Annotated in this window: 25 protein-coding genes; 15 read left to right on the top strand and 10 right to left on the bottom strand. The window is 73.0% G+C overall.

Annotation, left to right across the window (positions count from 1 at the left end; genetic code table 11):
* Positions 1 to 391: 391 nt before the first annotated feature.
* Both IF83_RS0118925 and IF83_RS0118920 read right to left on the bottom strand, forming a co-directional pair.
* The gene (locus IF83_RS0118925) at positions 392 to 1,237 is read right to left on the bottom strand and encodes a DUF3097 domain-containing protein (protein WP_030545646.1); all 846 of its coding nucleotides are present in this window, start codon (positions 1,235 to 1,237) and stop codon (positions 392 to 394) included.
* 35 nt (positions 1,238 to 1,272) lie between these two features.
* Entirely contained in the window at positions 1,273 to 1,995 is a 723-nt protein-coding gene (locus IF83_RS0118920; RefSeq protein ID WP_030545645.1) for an MBL fold metallo-hydrolase, read from the bottom strand.
* A 211-nt stretch (positions 1,996 to 2,206) separates the two neighbouring features.
* Here IF83_RS0118920 and hrcA point away from each other — a divergent pair, with 211 nt between their 5' ends.
* The 3 genes from hrcA to IF83_RS0118905 all read left to right on the top strand — a co-directional run bounded on the left by hrcA (position 2,207) and on the right by IF83_RS0118905 (position 5,269).
* Complete coding sequence (hrcA, locus tag IF83_RS0118915) at positions 2,207 to 3,223, top strand: heat-inducible transcriptional repressor HrcA (RefSeq protein ID WP_030545643.1); 1,017 nt, start codon at positions 2,207 to 2,209, stop codon at positions 3,221 to 3,223.
* On the top strand, positions 3,224 to 4,360 hold the full coding sequence (gene dnaJ, locus IF83_RS0118910) for a molecular chaperone DnaJ (protein ID WP_030545641.1): 1,137 nt from the start codon (positions 3,224 to 3,226) through the stop codon (positions 4,358 to 4,360).
* Between the two features lie 168 nt (positions 4,361 to 4,528).
* Positions 4,529 to 5,269 (top strand): 16S rRNA (uracil(1498)-N(3))-methyltransferase, encoded by a 741-nt coding sequence (locus tag IF83_RS0118905; protein WP_030545639.1) that lies wholly within the window; start codon positions 4,529 to 4,531, stop codon positions 5,267 to 5,269.
* Positions 5,270 to 5,332: 63 nt separating this feature from the next.
* On the opposite strand, the gene IF83_RS0118900 is transcribed toward IF83_RS0118905, so the two are convergent.
* The 4 genes from IF83_RS0118900 to IF83_RS0118890 form a co-directional block, all read right to left on the bottom strand.
* Positions 5,333 to 5,845, bottom strand: coding sequence for a hypothetical protein (locus IF83_RS0118900; RefSeq protein ID WP_030545637.1), 513 nt, complete (start codon positions 5,843 to 5,845; stop codon positions 5,333 to 5,335).
* A 431-nt stretch (positions 5,846 to 6,276) separates the two neighbouring features.
* Complete coding sequence (locus IF83_RS0118895; protein WP_030545635.1) at positions 6,277 to 9,504, bottom strand: S41 family peptidase; 3,228 nt, start codon at positions 9,502 to 9,504, stop codon at positions 6,277 to 6,279.
* Between the two features lie 187 nt (positions 9,505 to 9,691).
* A complete protein-coding gene (locus tag IF83_RS32280) occupies positions 9,692 to 9,913 on the bottom strand; it encodes a DUF397 domain-containing protein (protein ID WP_078843600.1) in 222 nt (73 codons plus the stop codon).
* The gene (locus IF83_RS0118890; protein WP_051722910.1) at positions 9,846 to 10,730 is read right to left on the bottom strand and encodes a DUF5753 domain-containing protein; all 885 of its coding nucleotides are present in this window, start codon (positions 10,728 to 10,730) and stop codon (positions 9,846 to 9,848) included. The genes IF83_RS32280 and IF83_RS0118890 overlap by 68 nt, the downstream gene beginning before the upstream one ends.
* 263 nt (positions 10,731 to 10,993) lie before the next feature.
* Here IF83_RS0118890 and IF83_RS0118885 point away from each other — a divergent pair, with 263 nt between their 5' ends.
* The 12 genes from IF83_RS0118885 to IF83_RS0118830 all read left to right on the top strand — a co-directional run bounded on the left by IF83_RS0118885 (position 10,994) and on the right by IF83_RS0118830 (position 22,246).
* A complete protein-coding gene (locus tag IF83_RS0118885) occupies positions 10,994 to 11,416 on the top strand; it encodes an ATP-binding protein (protein WP_030545631.1) in 423 nt (140 codons plus the stop codon).
* Between the two features lie 153 nt (positions 11,417 to 11,569).
* Positions 11,570 to 11,929 (top strand): histidine triad nucleotide-binding protein, encoded by a 360-nt coding sequence (locus tag IF83_RS0118880; protein ID WP_030545629.1) that lies wholly within the window; start codon positions 11,570 to 11,572, stop codon positions 11,927 to 11,929.
* A 5-nt stretch (positions 11,930 to 11,934) separates the two neighbouring features.
* Entirely contained in the window at positions 11,935 to 12,852 is a 918-nt protein-coding gene (locus IF83_RS0118875; protein ID WP_030545627.1) for a ribonuclease Z, read from the top strand.
* 192 nt (positions 12,853 to 13,044) lie between these two features.
* Positions 13,045 to 14,109 carry a PhoH family protein gene (locus IF83_RS0118870; RefSeq protein ID WP_030545625.1) on the top strand — a complete coding sequence of 355 codons (1,065 nt, stop codon included), beginning with the start codon at positions 13,045 to 13,047 and terminating at the stop codon, positions 14,107 to 14,109.
* Positions 14,110 to 14,121: 12 nt separating this feature from the next.
* Positions 14,122 to 14,619, top strand: coding sequence for an rRNA maturation RNase YbeY (gene ybeY / locus IF83_RS0118865; protein ID WP_030545624.1), 498 nt, complete (start codon positions 14,122 to 14,124; stop codon positions 14,617 to 14,619).
* On the top strand, positions 14,616 to 15,938 hold the full coding sequence (locus IF83_RS0118860) for a hemolysin family protein (RefSeq protein WP_030545622.1): 1,323 nt from the start codon (positions 14,616 to 14,618) through the stop codon (positions 15,936 to 15,938). Before ybeY ends, IF83_RS0118860 begins: the two co-directional genes overlap by 4 nt.
* Before the next feature lie 79 nt (positions 15,939 to 16,017).
* Positions 16,018 to 16,383: a cytidine deaminase gene (locus IF83_RS0118855; RefSeq protein WP_030545620.1), complete on the top strand. Its 366-nt coding sequence runs from the start codon at positions 16,018 to 16,020 to the stop codon at positions 16,381 to 16,383.
* Positions 16,384 to 16,480: 97 nt separating this feature from the next.
* The gene (gene era, locus IF83_RS0118850; RefSeq protein WP_030545618.1) at positions 16,481 to 17,443 is read left to right on the top strand and encodes a GTPase Era; all 963 of its coding nucleotides are present in this window, start codon (positions 16,481 to 16,483) and stop codon (positions 17,441 to 17,443) included.
* Between the two features lie 276 nt (positions 17,444 to 17,719).
* The gene (leuA, locus tag IF83_RS0118845; protein WP_030545615.1) at positions 17,720 to 19,507 is read left to right on the top strand and encodes a 2-isopropylmalate synthase; all 1,788 of its coding nucleotides are present in this window, start codon (positions 17,720 to 17,722) and stop codon (positions 19,505 to 19,507) included.
* A 346-nt stretch (positions 19,508 to 19,853) separates the two neighbouring features.
* Positions 19,854 to 20,561, top strand: coding sequence for a TerB family tellurite resistance protein (locus IF83_RS0118840; protein WP_030545613.1), 708 nt, complete (start codon positions 19,854 to 19,856; stop codon positions 20,559 to 20,561).
* A gap of 84 nt (positions 20,562 to 20,645) precedes the next feature.
* Positions 20,646 to 21,392 (top strand): DNA repair protein RecO, encoded by a 747-nt coding sequence (gene recO, locus IF83_RS0118835; RefSeq protein WP_030545611.1) that lies wholly within the window; start codon positions 20,646 to 20,648, stop codon positions 21,390 to 21,392.
* 14 nt (positions 21,393 to 21,406) lie between these two features.
* A complete protein-coding gene (locus IF83_RS0118830; RefSeq protein ID WP_030545609.1) occupies positions 21,407 to 22,246 on the top strand; it encodes an isoprenyl transferase in 840 nt (279 codons plus the stop codon).
* A gap of 92 nt (positions 22,247 to 22,338) precedes the next feature.
* Here IF83_RS0118830 and IF83_RS0118825 read toward each other — a convergent pair whose 3' ends face one another.
* From IF83_RS0118825 to IF83_RS0118810, 4 genes are all read right to left on the bottom strand, one after another.
* Positions 22,339 to 22,791, bottom strand: a complete 453-nt coding sequence (locus IF83_RS0118825) for a Fur family transcriptional regulator (RefSeq protein WP_030545607.1) — start codon at positions 22,789 to 22,791, stop codon at positions 22,339 to 22,341.
* 83 nt (positions 22,792 to 22,874) lie between these two features.
* Complete coding sequence (locus tag IF83_RS0118820) at positions 22,875 to 23,774, bottom strand: metal ABC transporter permease (RefSeq protein ID WP_030545605.1); 900 nt, start codon at positions 23,772 to 23,774, stop codon at positions 22,875 to 22,877.
* Entirely contained in the window at positions 23,774 to 24,544 is a 771-nt protein-coding gene (locus IF83_RS0118815; RefSeq protein WP_030545603.1) for a metal ABC transporter ATP-binding protein, read from the bottom strand. Before IF83_RS0118815 ends, IF83_RS0118820 begins: the two co-directional genes overlap by 1 nt.
* Positions 24,545 to 24,629: 85 nt before the next feature.
* Positions 24,630 to 25,625: a metal ABC transporter substrate-binding protein gene (locus tag IF83_RS0118810; protein WP_030545601.1), complete on the bottom strand. Its 996-nt coding sequence runs from the start codon at positions 25,623 to 25,625 to the stop codon at positions 24,630 to 24,632.
* Positions 25,626 to 25,795: the final 170 nt, after the last annotated feature.

Raw genomic sequence — 25,795 nt, 5'->3', positions numbered from 1 at the left:
GCGTCCTCCTGCGATCCCTCGACCACCGCACCACCACCCGACAAACCACACAACGCGCTCTCACTGAAGCCGCTTGACATCCATAGGAGCATCCCGGCCGGGGCGGGCCGGGTACCCCGGGCCACCCGGAACCCGGCCACCCGGAACCCCGGCGGTGCCCGGGTCCGCGGAAACCCGGTCACAACCGGAAAAGGGCACCCGAGCAACCGGGCACCCGAGCAACCGGGCGCCCGGAACCCGGGTGTATCCGGGCACCTGGAAGCCGGGCGTACCCCGGATTCCCCGGAGAACCCGAACACCGGGGCAGGAACCCCGGGCGCCGCAATGCTCCGGCGGCCCGGCGGCCCGGCGGCCGGCCACCGGCTCCTTGGCCCCCGGCACTCCGGACCGGCTACGGCGCCGTCACATGGTCGATGAGTTCCTCCACCCGCCCGAGCAGCTCCGGCTCCAGGTCCCGGAAGCTGTGCACGGAGGACAGGATGCGCTGCCAGGCCGCGCCGGTGTTCTCCGGCCAGCCCAGCGCCCGGCAGACGCCCGTCTTCCAGTCCTGGCCCCGGGGCACCGACGGCCAGGCGGGGATGCCCGCGGAGGCCGGTTTCACAGCCTCCCAGATGTCGATGTACGGGTGGCCGACGACGAGGACGTGCCCGCCCCAGGCGGGGTCGCCCATGACCTCGTCCGCGATCCGCGACTCCTTGGAGCCGGGCACCAGGTGGTCGACGAGCACCCCGAGCCGCGCGTCCGCCGACGGCTCGAACTCCCGTACCACCGCCGGGAGGTCGTCGATGCCCTCCAGATACTCGACCACCACGCCCTCGATGCGCAGGTCGTCGCCCCAGACCCGCTCGACGAGTTCGGCGTCGTGCCGGCCCTCCACATAGATGCGCCCGGCGCGCGCGACCCGCGCCCGCGCCCCCGGGACGGCGACCGACCCCGAGGCGGTGCGCGCCGGGCGGCGCGGGGCGGCGGCCGCGGCGGCCGCGGGGCGCACCAGCGTGACCGTGCGCCCCTCCAGCAGGAAACCGCGGGGCTCCATCGGGAAGACCCGGTGCTTGCCGAAGCGGTCCTCCAGGGTCACCACCGGTCCCCGCGCCGTCTTCTCGCAGCGGATCACCGCGCCGCAGAAGCCGGTGGCGGCCTCCTCCACCACGAGGCCGGGCTCGGCCGCCACCTCGGGCGCCGGCCGGTTCTTCTTCCACGGCGGGGTCAGGTCGGGCCCGTACTGTCTGCTGCGCATGGGCACAGACGATACGAACGGCGGGCGGACGCCGGTCACGACACGCCGAACCGCCCCGCCAGCGCGTCGCGTTGGGCCCGTACGAAACGGGCGTCCACCACCGCTCCGTGACCGGGCACGTACAGCGCGTCCTCGCCGCCGAGCTCCACGAGCCGGTCCAGCGCGGCGGGCCAGCGGCCGGGCACGGCGTCCGGGCCGGCCTGGGGCTCCCCCGACTGCTCCACCAGATCGCCGCAGAAGACGACACAGGGGGCGCCCGGCACCAGCACCGCCAGATCGTGCGGGGTGTGCCCGGGCCCGACGTTGACGAGCACGGCCTCCCGCCCTCCGCCGAGGTCCACCGTCATCTCTCCCGAGACGAGGTGCCGCGGCCGGACCAGCAGATCGGCGGCCTCGGCCGCCTCCCCGGCGTCCAGCCCGTGCCGGACGGCGTCGGCGGCCACCGCCTCCCGCCCGCCGGTGAGCAGCCGGTCCAGGCCCACGGCGGCGTAGGTCTCGGCGCCGGCGAAGGCCGCGGCGCCCAGGATGTGGTCGAAGTGACCGTGGGTGAGTGCGAGATGGGTCACGTCCCGGCCCGCCAGGCGCCGTGCCCACCGGCGGATGCCCGCCCCCTCGGCGAGGCTCGCCCCCGCGTCCACGACGAGCGCCGCGTCCGGCCCGTACACCAGTCCCGCCGTGGCGTCCCAGCCCGGCAGGCGGCGGCGTGCGACCCCCCGCGCCAGGTGCTCCCCGTCCGCCTCTTCCCAACCGCGTTCCATACGATGACGCTAGTCGCAGGCGGGCGCCCGTGTCCGCCCGGGGCGCCGTCGACCGGCCGCGTATCCGCCCCGTAACCGGTCCGGCCTTGCCCTCGCCATACCGCACCGCCGTACACTTGGCCGGGGAAACTGGCACTCCCGCGGATCGAGTGCCAAGAGCCGGACCGAGAGGCCGGACCGGAGACCGAGAGACCGACTGGAGGTGAGCGCGATGCTGAGCGAACGCAGACTCGAAGTGCTGCGCGCCATCGTCCAGGACTACGTGGGCACCGAGGAGCCGGTCGGCTCCAAGGCGCTCACGGAGCGCCACCGCCTCGGGGTGTCGCCCGCCACGGTGCGCAATGACATGGCGGCGCTGGAGGACGAGGGCTTCATCGCCCAGCCGCACACCAGTGCCGGCCGCATCCCCACGGACAAGGGCTACCGGCTGTTCGTCGACAAGCTCGCCGGTGTGAAACCGCTCTCGACGGCGGAGCGCCGGGCCATCCAGAACTTCCTCGACGGCGCCGTCGACCTCGACGACGTGGTGGGCCGCACGGTGCGGCTGCTCGCGCAGCTGACCCGGCAGGTGGCGGTGGTGCAGTATCCGTCGCTCACCCGCTCGACCGTGCGCCATGTCGAACTGCTGTCCATGGCGCCCGCGCGGATCATGCTCGTCCTGATCACCGACACCGGCCGGGTCGAACAGCGCATGGTGGACTGCCCGGCGCCGTTCGGGGAGACCTCGCTGGCCGATCTGCGGGCCCGTCTCAACAGCGCGGTGTCCGGTCACCGTTTCGCGGAAGTGCCGCGCTTGGTGCAGGATCTTCCGGAGTCCTTCGAGACGGAGGACCGCGGGACGGTCTCCACGGTGCTCGCCACCCTCATGGAGACCCTCGTCGAGGAGACCGAGGAGCGGCTGATGATCGGCGGTACCGCCAATCTCACCCGCTTCCGCCACGACTTCCCGCTGACCATCCGGCCCGTGCTGGAGGCCCTGGAGGAGCAGGTCGTGCTGCTGAAGCTGCTCGGCGCCTCCGAGGAGCCCGGCATGACGGTGCGCATCGGGCATGAGAACGCCCACGAGGGCCTCACGTCCACCTCCGTCGTCGCCGTCGGCTACGGTTCGGGCGACGAGGCGGTGGCGAAACTCGGCGTGGTCGGACCGACCCGCATGGATTACCCCGGAACGATGGGAGCGGTACGCGCAGTGGCACGTTACGTCGGACAGATTCTGGCGGAGTCGTAAGTGGCCACCGACTACTACGCCGTACTGGGCGTGAGCCGGGACGCCGGACCGGACGAGATCAAGAAGGCGTTCCGCCGTCTCGCACGCGAGCTGCACCCGGACGTCAATCCGGACCCCAAGACGCAGGAGCGGTTCAAGGAGATCAACGCCGCCTACGAGGTGCTGTCGGACCCGCAGAAGAAGCAGGTCTACGACCTCGGCGGGGACCCGATGTCGGGGGCCGGCGGTGGCGCGGGCGCCGGCTTCGGGGGAGCCGGCTTCGGCAACTTCTCCGACATCATGGACGCGTTCTTCGGCACCGCCTCGCAGCGCGGCCCGAGATCGCGCACCCGGCGCGGCCAGGACGCGATGATCCGGCTCGAAATCGAGCTGGACGAGGCCGCGTTCGGCACCACCAAGGACATCCAGGTCGACACGGCCGTCGTCTGCAACACCTGCAGCGGCGAGGGCGCCGCCCCCGGCACCTCCGCCCAGACCTGCGACATGTGCCGCGGCCGCGGCGAGGTCTCCCAGGTGACGCGGTCCTTCCTGGGCCAGGTCATGACCTCCCGCCCCTGCCCGCAGTGCCAGGGCTTCGGCACCGTCGTGCCGACCCCGTGCCCCGAGTGCGCCGGCGACGGCCGCATCCGCTCGCGCCGCACGCTCACCGTCAAGATCCCGGCGGGTGTGGACAACGGCACGCGCATCCAGCTCGCCGGCGAGGGCGAGGTCGGCCCCGGCGGCGGCCCGCCCGGCGATCTCTACGTCGAGATCCACGAGGTGCCGCACCCGGTCTTCCAGCGGCGCGGCGACGATCTGCACTGCACCGTCACCATCCCGATGACGGCGGCGGCCCTCGGTACCCAGTGCCCGCTGGAGACGCTGGACGGCATGGAGGAGGTCGACATCCGGCCCGGTACCCAGTCCGGCCAGTCGATCCCGCTCCACCAGCGCGGCGTCACGCATCTGCGCGGCGGCGGGCGCGGCGATCTCATCGTCCACGTCGAGGTGCAGACGCCGACCAAGCTCGACCCCCAGCAGGAGGACCTGCTCCGGCAGCTCGCCAAGATCCGCGGCGAGGAGCGCCCGGCCGGGCACTTCCAGCCCGGTCAGCAGGGCCTCTTCTCCCGGCTGAAGGACGCCTTCAACGGCCGCTGAACCGGCGGGCGGCGCAGCCGTACGACACCCCGGCCCCGGCGGACCCCCTCCGCCGGGGCCGTGCCGTGCCCTGAGCCTTCGCCCTGCGCGGCACGGCCCCGACAGGGACCGCACGGCACAAGGACCGCACAGCACAAGGACCGCACAGCCCGAGAAAGGGGAGCCCGCATGACGGCTCCGGTGTTCCTGACCGACCCCGAACGCCCCCTGGCAACCGGCCGGTTCGTGCTCGACGGCCCCGAGGGGCGGCACGCCGTCTCCGTGCGGCGGCTGCGCGCCGGTGAGGAGATCGTGCTGACGGACGGCCGGGGGACCGGCGGGTACGGCACGGTGGCGGCCGTCGAGGGCAAGGACCGCCTGGAAGCCGAGATCACCGAGGTCCGCCACGAGCCGGAGCCCAGCCCCCGGATCACGGTCGTCCAGGCGCTGCCCAAGGGCGACCGCGGCGAACTCGCCGTCGAGACGATGACGGAGACCGGCGTGGACACCGTCGTGCCGTGGACGGCGGCCCGCTGCATCACGCAGTGGAAGGGCGAGCGGGGCGTCAAGGCGCTCGGCAAGTGGCGGGCCACCGCGCGGGAGGCCGGCAAGCAGGCCCGCCGCCTCCGGCTTCCCGAGGTGCCGGGCCCGATGAGCACGCGTGAGGTCGCCGGGCTGCTCTCGGGCGCCGCGTTCGCCGCCGTGCTCCACGAGGAGGCCGCCGAACCGCTGGCCACCGCCGCGCTGCCGGAGGGCGGGGACATCGTGCTGGTGGTCGGCCCGGAGGGCGGTGTCTCGCCGGAGGAGCTGGCGGCGTTCACGGCGGCGGGCGCGAAGCCGTACCGGCTGGGCCCGACGGTCCTGCGCACCTCCACGGCCGGGACGGCCGCCGCCGCGCTGCTGCTGGGGCGCACGGGCCGCTGGTCCTGACACTCCTGGACACCGGCTGGACACCGGCCGGGCCCGCACGGCCGTGCGGCCGTACGACGGCGGCTACGGCCGCCAGGAGCCGAGCAGTTGGAGCACCTCGTTCAGCGGCCTCCGCAGCGAGGTGCTGTCCGCGACCACGGTGCGCCCCTGTGCTTCGAACTCGTAGACGAAGGCGTCGGTCGTCGGCCGGTTGAAGGTGCGGGCGGGCAGCCGCGCGTACCGCTCGCTCGCCAGGACGTCGCGCAGCTCGGCCACTTGTCCGTCCCGCATCCGCCCCGTTCTCGACGTACCGCTGCGCCGGACCGTCTCGACGGTGCCGTCCGCCCCCACGGTGACCCGGCTGGTGTGCCCGGCCACACCGCCGCTGACCGTGAGCGCCAGCAACTGCCCGTCGGCGGCCGCTGACGGCCGGGGGGAGCCGGGTGCCGGTTCCGTACCGCCCCGGGCACCGGGCTGCCCACAGGCCGCGAGGGACAGGAGCACCGCCACGGCCGCTCCGGCGGCCGCCGCCCGGCGTGGGCCCCGGCGGCCGGGAGCGCGGCGCGTGGCGGTGTCCGTGCTCCGGGCGGGACTCATGGGCGCCTCCTCCTGGCGGTGGTGGCCGCCAGTATGGTCCGGAACCGCGTGGTAAGGGAGTCCCCCTCCGGCGGGCGCTGCGTCGCCCCGGGGGCCGCCAACCCCCGTTCCGCGCGGGCGTTTCCGCCGGGCTCCGGGGGCCGGGGCGCCCCGGCCGGGCACCGCCCGGGCACCGTCCGTGCGGCCCGCTGTCCGCCCCGGGAGGACGTGGGGAGGACAGCCGGGCGGGCAGCGGCGAGGGAAGCCGCGGGGGAGGGCGGAGCCGCCGCGGAGCGGCCCGTGGGACGCCGTTCCCGCCCCGTTCCCGTCCCCGCGCCCCGTGCCCGGCCCCCGGCCGTCCGGCGGGGCCGCTCCGGGGCGCCGTCACCGGCCGCACTGGAGCACCGCGCCCGCTCCCACCCCCCCGGGGCGGCCCGTACGCCCCGTACCCGTCAGAGCGGCGGGAGCTCCGGCGGGGTCTTCGCCGGGTTCTCCGCCAGGGCCGCCAGCGCGATCCGCACCGCCTCGTCGAGCTGCGGGTCGCGGCCGGCCGCGGAGTCCTGCGGGGTGTGCACCACCTCGACGTCCGGATCGACGCCGTGGTTCTCCACGCCCCAGCCGTAACCCTCCATCCACGTCGCGTACTTGGGCTGGGTGACGCCCGTGCCGTCCACCAGGTCGTAGCGGCTGTCGATGCCGATGACGCCGCCCCAGGTGCGGGTGCCGACGACCGGGCCGATGCCCAGCGCCTTGATCGCGGCGTTGACGATGTCCCCGTCGGAGCCGGAGAACTCGTTCGCGACCGCGACGACCGGACCGCGCGGCGCGTCCTGCGGATAGCTGAACGGCCGCATCCCGCGCGGGAGATCCCAGCCGACGATGCGGCGGGCCAGCTTCTCCACGACGAGCTGCGAGGTGTGCCCGCCGCGGTTCTCCCGGACGTCCACGATCAGCCCGTCGCGCGTCACCTCCACCCGCAGATCGCGGTGGAGCTGCGCCCAGCCGGAGCCCACCATGTCCGGCACGTGGAGGTAGCCGAGCCGGCCGCCGGACGTCTCGTGCACATGGGCGCGCCGCCCGGCGACCCAGTCGTGGTAGCGCAGCGGCTCCTCGTCGGCGATGGGGACGACGACGGGGTACCGCGGCGAGCCGCCGCCGGCCGGGGCGACCGTCAGTTCGACGGGCTTGCCGGCCGCCCCGACGAGCAGCGGGCCGGGGCCCAGCAGCGGGTCGACGGGCCGGCCGTCCACGGCGAGGATCGCGTCCCCGGCCCGCACCGCGGCACCGGGCGCGGCGAGCGGGGAGCGGGCCTGGGGGTCGGAGGTCTCGGACGGCAGGACGCGCTCCACGCGCCACACGCCCTCCTCGTCCCGGGCCAGATCGGCCCCGAGCAGGCCCTGCCGGTGCGCGGAGTCGGTCCAGCCGCCGGGCGGGCTGACGTAGGCGTGCGAGGTGCCCAGCTCGCCCTGGACCTCCCAGAGCAGGTCGACGAGGTCGCTGTGCGTGGCCACCCGGTCCAGCACCGGCCGGTAGCGCTCCAGGACGCCGTCCCAGTCGACGCCGCCGAGATCCGGCCGCCAGAAGTTGTCCCGCATCAGCCGGCCGGCCTCCGCGTACATCTGCCGCCACTCGGCGGCGGGGTCGACGGTGAGCCGCACCCGGGAGAGGTCGACGGTGATGTTGTCGTCGCTGTCGTCGTCGCCGGGCTTGCTGTCGGCCGGCACCAGACGGAGCTTGCTGCCGGTGGAGAGCAGCACCCGCTTGCCGTCGCCGGTGACCGCGTAGTCGTCGGCGTCGTCGGCCAGGTGTTCAAGCCGCTGCTGGACGAGGTCGTAGCGGTCCAGGGCGGTGGACGGCCCGGGGGCGTCCGGGGCCAGGGCGGAGCCCAGCACGCCGCGCAGCGGATGGCGGAGCCACAGGACGCCGCCCTCGGCGGCCCGCAGCGTGGAATAGCGGGCGGCCTCGACGGGGAACGGCACGATGCGGTCGGCCAGTCCGTCCAGATCGACGCGGGTGACGGGCACCGAGGAGGACGAGCCGGACGAGGAGGCCGCGCGGCCCTCGCCGTCGTCGCCGTCGTTGCGTTCGGGCGTCGGCGGGCGCCCGTGGCGCTGCGGGCCGAACGGCGAGGGCGTGGAGGCGGCGAGCGTGATCAGATGCGGCCGGCAGGCGCCCACGAACGCCATGTCGAAGACATGAACGTCATAGATCGGGTCGAAGGCGCGTTCGGAGAGGAAGGCCAGATGCCGGCCGTCGGTGGTGAAGGCGGGCGAGAAGTCGCGGAAGCGCAGCGGGGTGGCCTCGGACACGGACAGATCGGCGGTGTTGGCGATCTTGAGCTGGCGCAGCGCCCCCGGCCCGGGGTGCGACCAGGCCAGCCAGCCGGAGTCCGGCGAGAAGACCAGGCCGTCGGCGTCACCGTCCTCGCTCCGGTCCACCTCGCGGACCTCGCCGGACTCGCGCTCAACGAGCAGCACCCGCCCGTCGTGCGAGGCGACGGCGATGCGGCCGCCGTCCGGGGCGACGGCCAGGTCCAGCACCCGGCCGAGCCGCCCGGCGCCGATCCGGCGCGGCCCGCTGCCCGGCTCGGCGCCGGAGGCCGGGGCGATGGCCAGCGCGTCGTCGCCCTCCGCGTCGGTGACCCAGAGGACGTGCTCGGCGCCGTCCACCCGGAAGGTGCGCGGCAGCCGCGCCCGCTGCCCCGGCTCGGCGGCCAGCGCGCGGGCGGGGCCCTCCCGGTGGGTGACCCAGTGGACCGTGCCACGCACTTCCACGGCGCTGCCCCGGCCGGTGTGGTCGGGGCGGGCCTCGCCCAAGTGGTGCGCGGCGCGCACCGGGTGCGGCTGGAGGTCCGTGCGGGAGCCGCCGAGGCGGAGGTCGAGGCGGCGCGGCTCGGCGCCGTCGAGGTCGTCCAGAAGCCAGAGTTCACCGGCCGAGGCGTAGGCGACGCGGGTGCCGTCGCCGGTGGCCTGCCGGGCGTAGAAGCCGTCGAGCGGGGAGTGGCGGCGCAGATCGCTACCGTCGGGCAGCGAGGAGTACAGGGCTCCGGTGCCCTCGTGGTCGGAGAGGAAGGCGATACGGCCGCCCGCCCACAGGGGCTGCTCGATGTTGCCGTCGAGACCGGCGTGAATCCGTTCGAACTCCCCCTCGCCCGTGGCGTCCAGCCAGAGCTTGCCGGCCGTGCCGCCCCGGTAGCGCTTCCAGGAGGAGGCGTCGCGGCCCATGGTCGCGGACAGCAGCAGCACGGCGCCCTCGGGCCCGTACGCCACGTCGCCGACGGGCCCGTACGGCAGGGTGCGCGCGGGGCCGCCGTCCAGCGGCACGGCCCGCGCCCAGGTGCGGCGCAGGGACGCCTGCCCGGCGGCGGTGACCGCCAGCACCTCGCCCTCGGGCGTCCAGCCGCGCACGGCCGTGCGGGCGTTGCCCCAGTACGTCAGCCGCCGGGACGGGCCGCCGTCGACGGGGGCCACATGGACCTCCGGCGATCCGTCGCGCGTGGACGTCCAGGCGATGTGCCGGCCGTCGGGGGATATCCGCGGATGCGAGACCGGCATGTTGTCGGCGCTCACACGCCAGGCACGGCCGCCGTCGAGCGGTGCCGCCCAGACGTCGTCCTCGGCGGTGAAGGTGATCAACTCACCGTGCGGATGCGGGTAGCGGAGGTACGAAGGCTGCGTCACAACTGCAACCCTATTCACCCATTACCGACGCGAACAGGGGGCACCGGAGGTTCCCGGCCGGGACGGGGCCTTCCGCCCCGAACGCACCGGTGCCGCCGGACCGTTGCGGCCGGGGCCGCGAGGCCGGCGGGGGCCGCCCCCGTACGGCAGCGGCCCCGCCGGACCGGTCATGTCGCCGCCCGGGGGCTCAGGCCCGGAAGTCACCGTCCTTGACGGCGGCGACGAACGCGGACCAGTGATCCGCCGGGAAGACCAGCGCGGGCCCGTGGGGGTTCTTGCTGTCACGGACGGGGACGCGTCCGGGGTGGCCGTCGGAGACCTCGATACATGCGCCGTCCCCGTTATTGCTGTAACTGGATTTGCGCCAGGCCGTCAGAGCTGATGCATCCGGAATCGTATTCATCTGCATACTCTTTCAGGTATCCACGGATCAAGTGCAGGGATTTGCCTTCCGGCAGGGCAAGTGACCGGGCGACGTCAAACCGCTGACTGAGCTCGACCACCTCTTTCGGCGCCTCCACCGTTTCACCGGACTTGAAGCTTTCAACGAACGCCATCGTCCCGCCATCGCGCATCGTGAGCAAGGTCAGGCACCCTCCGAGCATGGGGTAAGCGCCTTCGGTGAACGGAAGGACCTGGATCGTGAAGCACGGTTGCTCGGCGGTGCGAAGCAAGTGATCGAGCTGATCTCTCATTTGCCCCGCATTCCCGATAGGGCGCTTTAGTGCCGCTTCATCCATGATCGCCCAGTAATAGGGTGGATCCTTGTGGTCGAAGATGCATTTTCGGTGCATGCGCACCGCCACACGTTCATTCAGTCGCTCTTCGGATTCGCCCGGCAATGACCTGCGGAATAGTTCTCGCGCGTAGTCTTCGGTCTGGAGGAGTCCGGGAATCAGGCTGCTGGTGAACACCTGAATGCGCTGCGCCTCCCGTTCCTTGCTGACGATCGCGCGTCCATAGCCGGGGATCGAGTTCTCGCGGGCGATCTCCAGCAGCTCGCCCAGCACTCCGTCGGTGTCGAAGAAGCCGTCCAGCGAGTTCACCAGTGCCTCGGAGGGGAGTTGTTCCCCCAGCTCCACCCTGCCGAGATAACTGTGCGAATATCCGCCCACCTGTTCGGACAGTTGGCGTAGTGACAGTTCCCTGCGCTCCCGCATCCTGCGGAGTCGGCGCCCCAGCCTGACCCGCGGTGTGAGCTGGTCGGATTCATTGTTCAGCTCCACTTCGACCGAACCTTCTTTCGTGCAACTGGCCGTCCACGCAGCCCTATTGGTGACGGCTCGGATATGTACCCCAGTGTGCCCGGACCGCGATGGTGGTGTGGTCACTCCCGCCATTCCGGTCGCACGAAAGCACATTTCTGTTCGCGGCCGGGGCGTGGTCACCGCATCAAGGAGCGTCAGCAATGCCGGGCTTTGCCAGCCGTCCCGACCCCGCGTCCCCGGACCGCTCGCGTCCGCCGTCAGAAAGCCGGTCGGCGGAACACGTGGGCCGCCCCGTCGTCCTGCGCTGGAGCCGTCACCCGAGCTGCGTCGGGCTGGCTCGGCTGGAGTTGCGCAAGGCGCTGGCCGGCTGGGGGCTGGCCGCGCTGGAGGAATCGGCCACGCTGGTCCTCTCGGAACTCCTCACCAACGCCGGGCGGCACGCCCGCGTATCGCCGGGACGGCAGATCGAGACCCGGTACATCCCGGCGTTGCCGAGCGGACTGCGGATCGAGGTCCACGACGCCTCGCCCGCCCGGCCCGAACTCCGTGTGCAGGCACCGGACCCGGACGCGTGCGGAGGCCGGGGCCTGCTCCTCGTGGCCGCCCTCGCCGACTCCTGGGGCACCGGCGACCGGGACGGCCCCGGGAAGGTGGTGTGGGCGCACCTGTCGCTCCCGCCGGGGGAGTGCGACGCCCGGGCGTGACCACGGTGCCGTGCCGGGTCGTGCCGGGCGGCGCGGGCGCGGCGGCTGGAGATCCGGCCGGTAGCATGCGGCCAGACCGGCCGGGGTGCCGACCGGTCACCACCGGTCACCGACCGGTCGGCCACCGAACGAACGTGCCGAGGAGGTCCGCTGATGGCGGGAGAGCCGCAGGCCGACTGTCTGTTCTGCAAGATCGTGGCGGGGGAGGTGCCGGCCACGCTCGTGCGCGAGAGCGAGACGACGGTCGCCTTCCGCGACATAAACCCGCAGGCCCCGACGCACGTTCTCGTCATCCCCAAGGCGCACCACCCCGACGCGGCCTCCGTCGCGGCGGCCGATCCGCAGCTCGCCGCGGACATCCTCCGCGAGGCGGGAGCCGTCGCCGCCGACGAGCACGTGGACGAGTCCGGCTACCGCATCGTGCTCAACACCGGTGCCGGCGCGGGGCAGACCGTGTTCCACGTCCACGCGCACGTCCTCGGCGGACGCGGCCTCAACTGGCCTCCCGGGTAGTTGCCTTGACCCGCGAGCTGATCGTCCTCGGCACCGCCAGCCAGGTCCCCACCCGGGAACGCAACCACCACGGCTGCATACTGCGCTGGGACGGCGAGGGCATTCTGTTCGACCCCGGCGAGGGCACCCAGCGGCAGATGCTCTACGCGGGCGCGGCCGTGCACGACATCACCCGCATCTGCGTCACGCACTTCCACGGCGACCACTCGCTGGGCCTCTCCGGTGTCATCCAGCGCATCAACCTCGACCGGGTGCCCCACCCCGTCACCGCGCACTACCCGGCCAGTGGCGCCCACTTCTTCCAACGGCTCCGCTACTCCACCTCCTACTACGAGGCCGTGGAACTGGACGAGCACCCGGTGCACGGTGACGGGGTCGTCGCCGAGACCGAGCCGTTCACCCTGGAGGCCCGGCGGCTCTCCCACCCCGTCGAGGCCTTCGGCTACAAGCTGACCGAACCGGACGGGCGCCACATGCTCCCCGAGCGGCTGGCCGCGTACGGCATCTCCGGCCCGGACGTCGGCCGGCTGATCCGTGAGGGCAGTCTGGAGACGGAGGAGCACGGCACCGTCCATGTCGAGCAGGTGAGCGAGGTGCGGCGCGGCCAGCGCTTCGCGTTCGTGATGGACACCCGGCTGTGCGAGGGCGCCGAGGCGCTCGCCGAGGGCTGCGACATGCTCGTCACCGAGTCCACCTTCCTCGACGAGGACGAACGGCTGGCGGCCGAGGCCGGGCACCTCACCGCCGGGCAGGCCGCCCGGCTGGCCACCGCCGCCGGGGTGCGGCACCTGGTGCTCACCCACTTCTCCCAGCGGTACACGGACGCGGAGGAGTTCGGGCGGCAGGCCCGCGCCGCGGGCTTCGGCGGCGAGCTGACGGTGGCCCGGGACCTCATGCGGGTGCCCGTCCCGAAGCGCCACTGATCCCTTACGGAAAGCCACCAGGGGACCCGGGGCGGCCCAGCGGCGGCACCGGCGCCGGCCCCGACAGACCCGGGAAAACCACTCGGGCCCTGTCGGTCCCCCGTCGTACCCTGGAGCACGAGAGAAACCGCACGGCACAGATGCGGTGCACCGAACGAAGAAGGCGGGATCAGCAGGCCCCAGAGCCGGCCCATGACGCAGACACCTTCAGCACAGAACCCCGACGAGGGGCAGGCGCGCGCCCGCTTCACCGTCCCGGCCAACCACCCGATGGTGACGGTCCTGGGCTCCGGAGACTCCCTGCTGCGCGTGATCGAGAAGTCCTTTCCCCGCACCGACATCCACGTCCGGGGCAATGAGGTCAGCGCGGTCGGCGACCCGGCGGAAGTCGCCCTGGTCCAGCGCCTGTTCGACGAGATGATGCTGGTGCTGCGCACCGGCCAGCCGATGACGGAGGACGCCGTGGAACGCTCGATCGCCATGCTGCGCGCCCCCGAGAACGGCGAGGGCGGGCCCGAGACCCCGGCCCAGGTGCTCACGCAGAACATCCTCTCCAACCGCGGCCGCACCATCCGCCCCAAGACGCTCAACCAGAAGCGCTACGTCGACGCCATCGACCGGCACACGATCGTCTTCGGCATCGGCCCGGCCGGCACCGGCAAGACGTATCTGGCCATGGCCAAGGCGGTGCAGGCCCTGCAGTCCAAGCAGGTCAACCGGATCATCCTCACCCGGCCGGCCGTGGAGGCGGGGGAGCGGCTCGGCTTCCTGCCCGGCACGCTCTACGAGAAGATCGACCCGTATCTGCGCCCGCTCTACGACGCGCTGCACGACATGCTCGACCCCGACTCCATCCCCCGTCTGATGGCGGCCGGGACGATCGAGGTGGCGCCGCTGGCGTACATGCGCGGCCGGACGCTCAACGACGCCTTCATCATCCTCGACGAGGCGCAGAACACCAGCGCCGAGCAGATGAAGATGTTCCTCACCCGGCTCGGCTTCGACTCCAAGATCGTGATCACCGGTGACGTCACCCAGGTCGACCTCCCCGGCGGCACCAGGAGCGGCCTGCGCCAGGTGCAGGAGATCCTCCACGACGTGGAGGACGTCCACTTCGCCCGGCTGACGAGCACCGACGTGGTCCGGCACAAGCTGGTCGGCCGCATCGTCGACGCCTACGACCGCTACGACAGCCGGGAGGGCGGCCACGACGGCGCCCGGGGGCACAGCCGGGGCCACGGCCACCCCGGGAAGTAGACTCACCGCACCATGTCGATCGACGTCAACAACGAGTCCGGTACCGCTGTGGACGAGCAGGCGCTGCTGGACGTCGCCCGCTACGCCCTCGCCCGGATGCGCATCCACCCGCTCGCCGAGCTCTCCGTGATCGTCGTCGACAGCGACGCCATGGAGCAGCTCCATCTCCAGTGGATGGACCTCCCGGGCCCCACGGACGTCATGTCCTTCCCGATGGACGAGCTCCGCCCGCCGGCCAAGGACGACGAGGAGCCCCCGCAGGGGCTGCTCGGCGACATCGTGCTCTGCCCCGAGGTGGCCAGGCGCCAGGGCGAGGAGGCGCCGACGGCGCACTCGATGGACGAGGAGCTCCAGCTCCTCACCGTCCACGGCGTCCTCCACCTCCTCGGCTATGACCACGAGGAGCCCGAGGACAAGGTCGAGATGTTCGGCCTGCAGAAAGCGATCATCGACGGCTGGCGCGCCGAGCGCGGCGTCGAGGGGCCCTCGCCGGCGCCCACCACCCGGTGACCGGCCAACTGATCGCCGCGGCCGTCCTCCTGGTCGTCGTGGCGTGGCTCGCCGCCTGCGCCGAGACGGGCCTGGCCCGGACGACCCGGTTCCGCGCCGAGGAGGCCGTGCGCTCCGGCCGCCGCGGCAGCGCCAAGCTCATGGCGGTCGCCGAGGACCCCAGCCGCTATCTCAATGTGGCCCTGCTGGTGCGGGTGGCCTGCGAGATGGCGGCGGGCGTGCTCGTCACCTTCGCCGCGGTGCGGGAGTTCGACGAGACCTGGGAGGCCCTGGCCCTCGCCACCGGGGTGATGGTCCTGGTCTCCTACGTCGCCGTCGGCGTCTCCCCGCGCACCATCGGCCGGCAGCACCCGCTGAACACAGCCACCGCCGCCGCGTACGTCCTGCTGCCGCTGGCCCGGATCATGGGCCCGGTCCCGCAGCTCCTGATCCTCCTCGGCAACGCCCTCACCCCCGGCAAGGGCTTCCGCAAGGGCCCGTTCGCCTCCGAGGCCGAACTGCGGGCCATGGTGGACCTGGCCGAGCAGGAACAGCTGATCGAGGCCGAGGAACGGAAGATGGTGCACTCCGTCTTCGAACTGGGCGACACCCTCGTCCGCGAGGTGATGGTGCCGCGCACCGACCTCGTCGTCATCGAACGCGGCAAGACCATCCGGCAGGCCCTCACGCTCGCCCTGCGCTCCGGCTTCTCCCGGATCCCGGTGGTCGGGGAGAGCGAGGACGACGTCGTCGGCATCGTCTACCTCAAGGACCTCGCCCGGAAGACCCACATCAGCCGGGAGTCGGAGAGCGATCTGGTCGCCACGGCCATGCGCCCGGCCGCGTTCGTCCCCGACACCAAGAACGCCGGGGACCTGCTGCGCGAGATGCAGCAGCGGCGCAACCACGTCGCGGTCGTGGTCGACGAGTACGGCGGCACCGCCGGCATCGTCACCATCGAGGACATCCTGGAGGAGATCGTCGGCGAGATCACCGACGAGTACGACCGGGAACTGCCGCCGGTCGAGGAGCTGGGCGGGGGCCGCTACCGCGTCACCGCCCGCCTCGACATCGGCGACCTGGGTGACCTCTACGAGCTCGACCTGGACGACGAGGACGTGGAGACGGTCGGCGGGCTGCTCGCCAAACTGCTGGGCCGGGTGCCCATCGCGGGCGCGACCGCCGTGGTGGACCTCGCCGACTACGTCACCGACCCCGAGCCGCCCGCCCTGCGGCTCACCGCGGAGTCCCCGGCCGGCCGCCGCAACCGCATCGTCACGGTCCTCGTCGAGCCGGTCCCCGCGGAGGAGAACGGGCCCACCGGGGACGAGGACGGGTGACGCGCCGACCGGGCCCGGGACCGCGGCCCGGGTCCCCCGGTGGCCGCCGCACGCCCGGGCGGTCCCTATCCTCGTAGCCATGACGGACACCACGGACAGCGCTCCCGCCCTCGACGCCGAAGACGCCAAGCTCGTCACCCTGGCCCGCTCCACCCGGGCCCGCAACGGCGTGCCCGAGGGCGCCGCCGTGCGCGACGAGACGGGCAGGACGTACGTCGCCGGGACGGTGGCCCTGACGTCGCTGGAGCTCAGCGCCCTGCGCACCGCCGTTGCCATGGCCGTGGCCAGCGGCGCCCGGTCCCTGGAGGCCGCCGTCGTGGTCTCCTCCGCCGAGGCCGTACGGGACGAGGACCGCGCGGCCGTGCGCGACCTCGGCGGCCCGGACACCCCCGTCCTGCTCGCCGGCCCGGACGGCACCCTCCGGACGACCGCCGCCGCCGGCTGAGGCGGACCCCGGGAACGGAAGCGGGCGCGGCCCGACCACCGGTCCGGCCGGTGCCCGCCCGGTCCGGTGGTCGGGGGCGGTGCGCCGATCGGGGAGAATGGCCGCCATGAGCGATCGTTCCCCGTCCCAGCCCCGGCCGCAGGCCGCCCCGCACCGCGCGGGCTTCGCCTGCTTCGTCGGCCGCCCCAACGCGGGCAAGTCGACCCTCACCAACGCCCTGGTGGGGACGAAGGTGGCGATCACCTCCAGCCGGCCGCAGACCACCCGCCACACCGTCCGCGGCATCGTGCACCGCCCCGACGCCCAGCTCGTGCTGGTCGACACCCCGGGGCTGCACAAGCCGCGCACCCTGCTCGGCGAGCGGCTCAACGATGTCGTGCGGACGACCTGGGCCGAGGTCGACGTCATCGGCTTCTGCCTGCCCGCCGACCAGAAGCTGGGCCCCGGCGACCGGTTCATCGCCGGGGAACTGGCCAAGGTCAGGAAGACGCCGAAGATCGCCGTCGTCACCAAGACCGACCTGGTGGACTCCAAGCAGCTCGCCGAGCAGCTCATCGCGGTGGACCGGCTCGGGCAGGACCTGGGCCTGGACTGGGCGGAGATCATCCCCGTCTCGGCCGTCGCCGGGCAGCAGGTGTCCCTGCTGGCCGATCTGCTGGTGCCGCTGCTGCCGGAGGGGCCCGCGCTCTACCCGGAGGGCGATCTCACCGACGAGCCGGAGCAGATCATGGTCGCGGAGCTGATTCGCGAGGCCGCGCTGGAGGGCGTCCGGGACGAGCTGCCGCACTCGATCGCCGTCGTCGTGGAGGAGATGATCCCCCGCGAAGGGCGGCCCGAGAACAAGCCGCTGCTGGACATCCACGCCAATCTCTACATCGAGCGGCCCAGCCAGAAGGGCATCGTCATCGGCCCCAAGGGCGCCCGGCTGAAGGACGTCGGCATGAAGTCCCGCCAGCACATCGAGGCGCTGCTGGGCACCCCGGTCTACCTCGACCTCCATGTGAAGGTCGCCAAGGACTGGCAGCGGGACCCGCGGCAGCTCCGCAAGCTCGGCTTCTGACGGGCGTCCCGCGCGCGCCGGGGTCCGGAACATTCCGGAGTGCCGGGAATGAGGGATACCGCACGAACGCCCCCATGGCTCCCCGCCGTCCCGCATACTGGAATCACCCCACACGTCACGGCTCCCCTCGGCTAAGGTGCTGTGCACCATGCGTATCGGGCTGCTTCTCCTTAGCCGCCGCGGCGAGGGCCTGTAGTCGAGGCCGACCCCCTCCCCGCGGAGTTCGGTGATGCCACCGTCGGCCGTCGAGAATCCTTCGACAGGAGCCCCGCGCAGATGTCTTCCTCCCAGCCCGCCGCCGGTCACCGCCCCGTCGGCCGCACCACCCCCGTCACCGCCGCCACCGTCTCCCAGCGGCCCTCCGGGATGCCGGTCCACAAGTACGGGCCCTACGAGGCCGTGGCGATCCCCGACCGCACCTGGCCCGAGAAGCGGATCACGAAGGCCCCCCGCTGGCTGTCCACGGACCTGCGGGACGGCAACCAGGCGCTGATCGACCCGATGTCCCCGGCCCGCAAGCGGGCGATGTTCGATCTGCTGGTCTCCATGGGCTACAAGGAGATCGAGGTCGGCTTCCCCTCCTCCGGCCAGACCGACTTCGACTTCGTACGGTCGATCATCGAAGAGGACGCGATCCCCGAGGACGTGACGATCTCCGTCCTGACCCAGGCCCGCGAGGAACTGATCGAGCGCACGGTCGAGTCGCTGCGCGGCGCCCGCCGCGCGACCGTCCACCTGTACAACGCCACCGCGCCCGTCTTCCGCCGCGTCGTCTTCCGCGGCAGCCGCGAGCAGGTCAGGCAGATCGCCGTCGACGGCACCCGGCTGGTCATGGAGTACGCCGAGAAGCTGCTGGGCGAGGAGACCGTCTTCGGCTACCAGTACAGCCCGGAGATCTTCACCGACACCGAGCTGGACTTCGCGCTGGAGGTCTGCGAAAGCGTCATGGACGTCTGGCAGCCCGAGCCCGGCCGCGAGATCATCCTCAACCTCCCCGCCACGGTGGAGCGTTCGACGCCCAGCACCCACGCCGACCGCTTCGAGTGGATGTCGCGGAACCTCTCCCGCCGCGAGTTCGTCTGCCTGTCCACACACCCGCACAACGACCGCGGCACCGCCGTCGCCGCCGCCGAGCTGGCCGTCATGGCCGGCGCCGACCGCGTCGAGGGCTGCCTGTTCGGGCAGGGCGAGCGCACCGGCAACGTCGACCTGGTCACCCTGGGCATGAACCTGTTCTCGCAAGGGGTCGACCCGATGATCGACTTCTCCCGGATCGACGAGATCCGCCGCACCGCCGAGTACTGCAACCAGATGGAGATCCACCCGCGCCACCCCTACGCGGGCGACCTCGTCTACACCTCCTTCTCCGGCTCCCACCAGGACGCCATCAAGAAGGGCTTCGACGACATGGACGCCCGGGCCGCCGAGGCCGGGAAGACCGTGGACGAGATCGAGTGGGCCGTGCCGTACCTGCCCATCGACCCCAAGGACGTCGGCCGCTCCTACGAGGCCGTCATCCGGGTCAACTCGCAGTCCGGCAAGGGCGGCGTGGCCTACGTCCTCAAGAACGACCACAAGCTGGACCTGCCGCGCCGGATGCAGATCGAGTTCTCGAAGATCATCCAGGCGAAGACCGACAGCGAGGGCGGCGAGGTCACCCCGGCCCAGATCTGGTCCGTCTTCCAGGACGAGTACCTGCCCACCACCGACGCCCCCTGGGGCCGGATCGCGCTGCGCTCCGCCCAGACCTCGACCACCGGCGAGGGCGGCGACGCGCTCACCGTCGAGGCGGTCGTCGACGGGCAGGAGACCGTGCTGACCGGCAGCGGCAACGGCCCCATCGCCGCCTTCATCAACGCCCTCGGCTCGATCGGGGTGGACGTCCGCGTCCTGGACTACGCCGAGCACGCCCTGAGCGAGGGCGCCGGCGCCCGGGCCGCCGCCTACGTCGAGTGCGCCGTGGACGGCAAGGTCCTGTGGGGCGTCGGCATGGACCCCAACACGGTCCGCGCCTCCCTGAAGGCCGTGGTCTCCGCGGTCAACCGCTCCGTCCGCGCCGCCTGACCTCTCCCGGGCCGCGCGAGGCCAACCCGCGCCACGCGCTCCCCACCCGTGCCGCCGTCCCGTACCCGGGGTGGCGGCACGGTTGTTCTCCCGCTGGTCCCCGCTGTTTTTCCGCCGGTTCCGGCCAGGCCGGCCCGGCGTGAACCGCACGCTCCGCGAGGGCTGCGGCGCAGGTCGGGGCATGCGCACGGGGTTCGAACGGCCGTTCCCGGCCATCGCCGGCCGCCGCGGGGCCTCCGCATCCTCCGTCCGGGGTGCTGACGGCACCCGCCGGCTGTGGTTAACATCACGTCCATACGGCACCGTTGCCGCAGGGCGCGACCATCACGCGGCGCACGGTGCCCCGATGTTTTGGGATGAGCCGCCGGAGGTGCGCGAGATGCGCGTGTGGGGAGTGGGCGCCAGCTGGCACACGGTCGGCGACGGTGAGTTCTTCTGCCCGGACTGCGGCGGCGACCGCAACTACCGGCGCCGCACCGGGCGCCGCCGGTTCACCTTCCTCGGCATCCCCGTCCTGCCCCGGGGCAGCGCGGGCCCGGTCGTCGAGTGCTCCTCCTGCCGGGGCCACTTCGGCACCGAGACCCTGGACCACCCCACCACCGTCCGCTTCTCGGCGATGCTCCGCGACGCCGTGCACACCGTCGCGCTCGCCGTCCTCGCAGCGGGCGGCACCGAGGCCCGCCCGACCCGTGAGGCGGCCGTCTCCGTGGTGCGCGCCGCGGGCTTCGCGGACTGCACCGAGCAGCAGCTCCTCACCCTCGTCGAGGCGCTGGCCACCGACGCCGGACGGCTCCCCGGCTGGGCCGAGGACTTCGGCGAGGGCAGCGGCACGGCGCTGACCATAGAGCTCCACGAGGCCCTGGGCCCGCTGGCCCCGCATCTCGCCCCGGCCGGCCGGGAGAGCATCCTGCTGCAGGGCGCCCGGATCGCCCTCGCGGACGGGCCCTACCGCCCCGCCGAGCGGGAGGCCCTCTCCGCCGTCGGCACGGCCCTGACCATCCGCCGAGAGGAGACCGAGCGGCTCCTCACCGCCGCGGCCCGCACCCCCTCCTGAGCCCTCCCCGGAGCCGTACGGGCCGCCCCGGGCTTTCCCCGCCCCCGCGTCCGGCAGCGCTCTCCGTGCGGGACAATGGCCCGCATGACTCTGTTCCGCGACGACGGCATCGTGCTGCGCACCCAGAAGCTGGGTGAGGCGGACCGGATCATCACCCTGCTCACCCGGGGCCACGGCCGGGTGCGGGCGGTGGCGCGCGGGGTGCGGCGGACCAAGTCGAAGTTCGGGGCCCGGCTGGAGCCCTTCTCCCATGTGGACGTGCAGTTCTTCTCCCGGGGCGGGGAGCTCGTCGGCCGCGGTCTGCCGCTGTGCACCCAGAGCGAGACCATCGCTCCGTACGGCGGCGCCATCGTCACCGACTACGACCGCTACACGGCGGGCACGGCCATGCTGGAGACCGCCGAGCGGTTCACCGACCACGAGGGCGAGCCGGCCGTCCAGCAGTATCTGCTGCTGGTGGGGGCGCTGCGGACGCTCGCGGGCGGTGAGCACGAGCCGCGGCTGGTGCTCGACGCCTTCCTGCTCCGCTCGCTGGCCGTCAACGGCTACGCGCCCAGCTTCGCCGCCTGCGCCAAATGCGGCCTGCCGGGCCCGAACCGCTTCTTCTCGGTGTCGGCCGGCGGCGTGGTGTGCGGGGACTGCCGGGTGCCGGGGAGCGTCGTGCCCTCGGGGGAGGCCCTGGCCCTGCTCGGGGCGCTGCTGGCGGGCGACTGGGAGACGGCGGACGCGTGCGAGGCGCGGTACGTCAGGGAGGGCAGCGGGCTCGTGGCAGCCTATCTGCACTGGCACCTGGAGCGCGGACTGCGTTCCCTCAGGTATGTGGAGAAATAGGAGACGTGGACCGCATGGCACGACGCGGGATTCTGGGCCGTACCCGTCGCGAGTACCAGCAGCCGGAGCCGCACCCCAGCGGCGCGCGCCCGCCGGAGATCCCCGGGGAGCTGATCCCGAAGCACGTGGCGGTCGTCATGGACGGCAACGGGCGCTGGGCGAAGGAGCGCGGGCTGCCGCGCACCGAGGGGCACAAGGTCGGTGAGGGCGTCGTCCTGGACGTGCTCAAGGGCTGCCTGGAGATGGGTGTCAAGAACCTCTCGCTGTACGCCTTCTCCACGGAGAACTGGAAGCGCTCGCCCGAGGAGGTGCGCTTCCTGATGAACTTCAACCGGGACGTGATCCGCCGCCGCCGGGACGAGATGGACGCCCTGGGCATCCGCATCCGCTGGGTGGGGCGGATGCCCAAGCTGTGGAAGTCCGTGGTGCAGGAGCTGCAGATAGCGCAGGAGCAGACCAAGGACAACGACGCCATGACGCTGTACTTCTGCGTCAACTACGGCGGCCGCGCCGAGATCGCCGACGCCGCGGCGGCCATCGCGGCCGACGTGCGGGCCGGGAAGCTCGACCCGTCCAAGGTCACCGAGAAGACGGTGCAGCGGTACCTGTACTACCCGGACATGCCGGACGTGGATCTCTTCGTCCGGCCGTCGGGGGAGCAGCGCACCTCCAACTACCTGATATGGCAGAGCGCTTACGCCGAGATGGTCTTCCAGGACGTGCTGTGGCCGGACTTCGACCGCCGCGACCTGTGGCGGGCCTGCCTGGAGTTCGCCCGGCGCGACCGCCGCTTCGGGGGCGCGGAGCCGAACCCGGCGCAGCCGGGCGAGGGGGCGGCCGGGGCGTCCGCCTGACACTCTCCCCGGGCACGGAGCGGCCCCGGCCGGGTCTTCCCCGGCCGGGGCCGCTCTCGCCATCCGTTCCGCCCGCCTCCCGGGCGGGCGGGTCAGCGCTTGCCGCCGCCCGCCGCGGCCTTCGCCGCGCAGTCGCCGCAGGTGCCGAAGATCTCGATGGTGTGCGCGACGTCGACGAAGCCGTGCTCGGCCGCGATCTGCTCGGCCCAGGTCTCGACGGCCGGGCCCTCCACCTCGACCGCCCTGCCGCAGCCCCGGCAGACCAGGTGGTGGTGATGGTCGTCGGTGCTGCACCGGCGGTAGACGGCCTCGCCCTCGTCGGTGCGCAGGACGTCCACCTCGCCCGCGTCGGCGAGCGACTGCAGGGTGCGGTAGACGGTCGTCAGGCCGACGGAGTCGCCCCGGTGCTTGAGGACGTCGTGCAGCTCCTGGGCGCTGCGGAACTCGTCCACCTCGTCCAGGGCCGCGGCCACGGCCGCGCGCTGCCGCGTCGACCGGCCGCGTACCGGCGCCGTGCTCGTTCCGCCGCTCCCCGCTGTGGCCACCGTTGCCTCCTCCTCGCCGGCCCGCATCCGACTGGCCATTGTGCCAGCCCCCGCGGGCGCCCTCGCCGGTCCCGTCCGGGACCTCAGACCTTCACGTCGTCGCCCGCCGGGCGCTCCCCTGCCGCCTTCTCCACGCCGCACCGCTCCCCCTGCTCCGCCGCGGCCCGGCGGGCCCGGGCGCGGGCCAGCGGCGCTGTCACGGCCGCGAAGGCCAGGAAGACGGCGATGGCCAGCAGGACGATCGCGGCGCCCGAGGGCGCGTCCACGTAGTACGTCGTCACCGTACCGGTCAGCGAGACCGTGACGCCGATCCCCATCGCGATGGCCAGGGTGGCCGCGAAGCCGCGGGTGACCCGCTGGGCGGCGGCGACCGGGATCACCATCATCGCGCTGACCAGCAGCAGCCCGACGATGCGCATGGCGACGGTGACCGTCAGCGCGGCCGTGACCGCGAGCAGCAGGTTCAGCAGCCGCACCGGCAGCCCGGTGACCCGCGCGAACTCCTCGTCCTGGCACACCGCGAAGAGCTGGCGGCGCAGGCCGAGGGTGATCGCGATCACGAGGGCCGCGAGCAGGCAGATCGCCACCACGTCCTCGGGGGCGACGGTGGTGATGGAGCCGAAGAGATAGGTGGAGAGGTTGGCCGTGGAGCCGCCCGGCGCCAGGTTGATGATCATGACACCGCCGGCCATGCCGCCGTAGAACAGCAGGGCGAGCGCGACGTCGCCGCTGGTGCGGCCGCGGGAGCGGATCAGCTCCATGCCGACCGAGCCGGCCACCGCGACCAGGGTCGCCATCCACACCGGGCTGGTGTTCAGCAGGAAGCCGAGGGCGACGCCGGTCATGGCGACATGGCCGATGCCGTCGCCCATGATCGCCTGACGGCGCTGGACGAGGTAGATGCCGATGGCCGGCGCGGTGACGCCGACGAGCACGGCGGCGAGCAGGGCCCGCTGCATGAAGGCGTAGTTCAGGATCTCCATCAGCTCAGCAGCCCCGTCCGGGTCGGTTCCGCCGCCGGGCCGGCGTGCGGGTGGACATGGTCGTGGCCGGGCAGCGCGTGCTGGCCCACGGCCTCGGGCGGCGGCCCGTCGTGCACCACGCAGCCGTCGCGGAGGACGACCGCGCGGTCGATCAGCGGCTCCAGCGGGCCGAGTTCGTGCAGGACGAGGAGGACGGTGGCGCCGGCGGCGACCTGGGCGCGCAGGATGTCCGCGAGGACCTCCTGGCCGGCGAGGTCGACGCCCGCCATCGGCTCGTCCATGATCAGCAGTTCGGGTTCGGAGGCCAGCGCGCGGGCGATCAGCACCCGCTGGTGCTGGCCGCCGGAGAGGGCGTTCACGGAGTCACCGGCGCGGTGGTCCATGCCGACGAGCTCCAGCGCCCGGCCGACGGCGGCCCGGTCCGCCTTCCGCCGCGGCCGCAGCCCCGTACGGGCCAGCCGGCCGGAGGCCACGACCTCGCGCACGGTCGCGGGCACCCCGCTCGCGGCGGTGGTCCGCTGCGGTACGTAACCGACGCGGGCCCAGTCGCGGAAGCGGCGCAGCGGGGTGCCGAACAGCTCCAGGGAACCCTCCTCCAGCGGCACCTGGCCGACGACGGCCCGTACGGCGGTGGACTTGCCCGAGCCGTTGGCGCCGAGCAGGGCGACGACCTCGCCCCGGCCGACGGTCAGATCGACCCCGCGCAGCACGGTGCGCGCACCGAGCCGGGCGGTGGCACCGCGCAGGGAGACAACGGGCTGTACGGCCATGGTCCGGGCCTTTCGGGGACGGTCGTGGGGCGGTCGCGGGGGCGGGCGGGGCGGCCGGGGGAGGCCGCGCCGGGTGGCGGTGGGGTCAGCCGGAGCCGAGGGCCTTCCGCAGCGCGTCCAGGTTGGCGCGCATGACCTCGAAGTAGTCATCGCCGGCGGACCGGTCGGTGATTCCCTCCAGGGGGTCGAGCACATCCGTCTTGAGGCCGGTGTCCGCCGCCAGGGTCTTCGCGGTGGCGTCGCTGACCAGCGTCTCGAAGAAGACGGTGGTCACCTTCTCACGCTCCGCGACGGTGTGCAGTTCCCGCATCCGGGCGGGGCTCGGCTCGGCCTCGGGGTCGAGGCCGCCGATCGCCTCCTGCTCCAGGCCGTACCGGGAGGCGAGGTGGCCGAAGGCGGCGTGGGTGGTGATGAAGGTGTCGGTGGTGCGGTTCCGCAGGCCGTCCGCGAACTCCTTGTCGAGCGCGGTGAGCTTCTTCGCCAGGGCGCCGGCGTTCTTCTCGTAGGCGGCGGCGTGGTCGGGGTCGGCCTCGGCGAGGGTCTTGGCGAAACCTTCGGCGACCTCGGCGTACTGGGTCGGGTCGAGCCAGAGGTGGGGGTCGGAGGCGCCGCCGGAGTGGTCGTGGCCGTCTCCGCCGGACTCCGGCTCCCCGGAGGGCTCGTCGCCGTGTTCCTCCGCGTGCTCGTCGCCGTGCTCGCCGGCGCCGAGTTCCGCGGCGTCCACGGCGGTCTTCACACCGGACTGGGCCACGGCGGCGTCCACGGCGGGCTGCAGCCCCTTGAGGTAGAAGGCCACGTCGGCCTCGCTCAGCTCGGCCGTCTGGCGCGGCTTGATCTCCAGGTCGTGCGGCTCCACCCCGGGCTTCGTCAGCGTGGTGACGGAGACGTGCTCCCCGCCGACCTCCTCGGCGAGGTACTCCAGCGGGTAGAAGGACGCGACGACGTTCACCTTGCCGTCCCCGCCCGCGCCTCCCGCGCCGGTGCCGCAGGCGGTGAGGGTGACGAGGCCGAGGGCGGTGGCCCCGGCGGCGGCCGCGGCGGCGGTTATTCGGGAGGCGGGGCGGTTCCGGCGTACGTTCATGACATCCATTTTCAACAAAGGTGGAAACGATTGTCAATAAATCGGGTGAGAGGCCCGCCGCACGGACCCCCGCCGGGCCCGGATGGCCAAAGCCCGGACACCAATTGGTCCCGGAGGACCGCCCGCCGGTAGCCTGTGTCATTCCGCTGTTCGTCGTCATCATGAAGAGA

It is taken from the genome of Streptomyces albus subsp. albus (assembly GCF_000719865.1).
Classification (GTDB): domain Bacteria; phylum Actinomycetota; class Actinomycetes; order Streptomycetales; family Streptomycetaceae; genus Streptomyces; species Streptomyces albus_E.
This window is presented reverse-complemented; position numbering and strand designations above follow the sequence as displayed.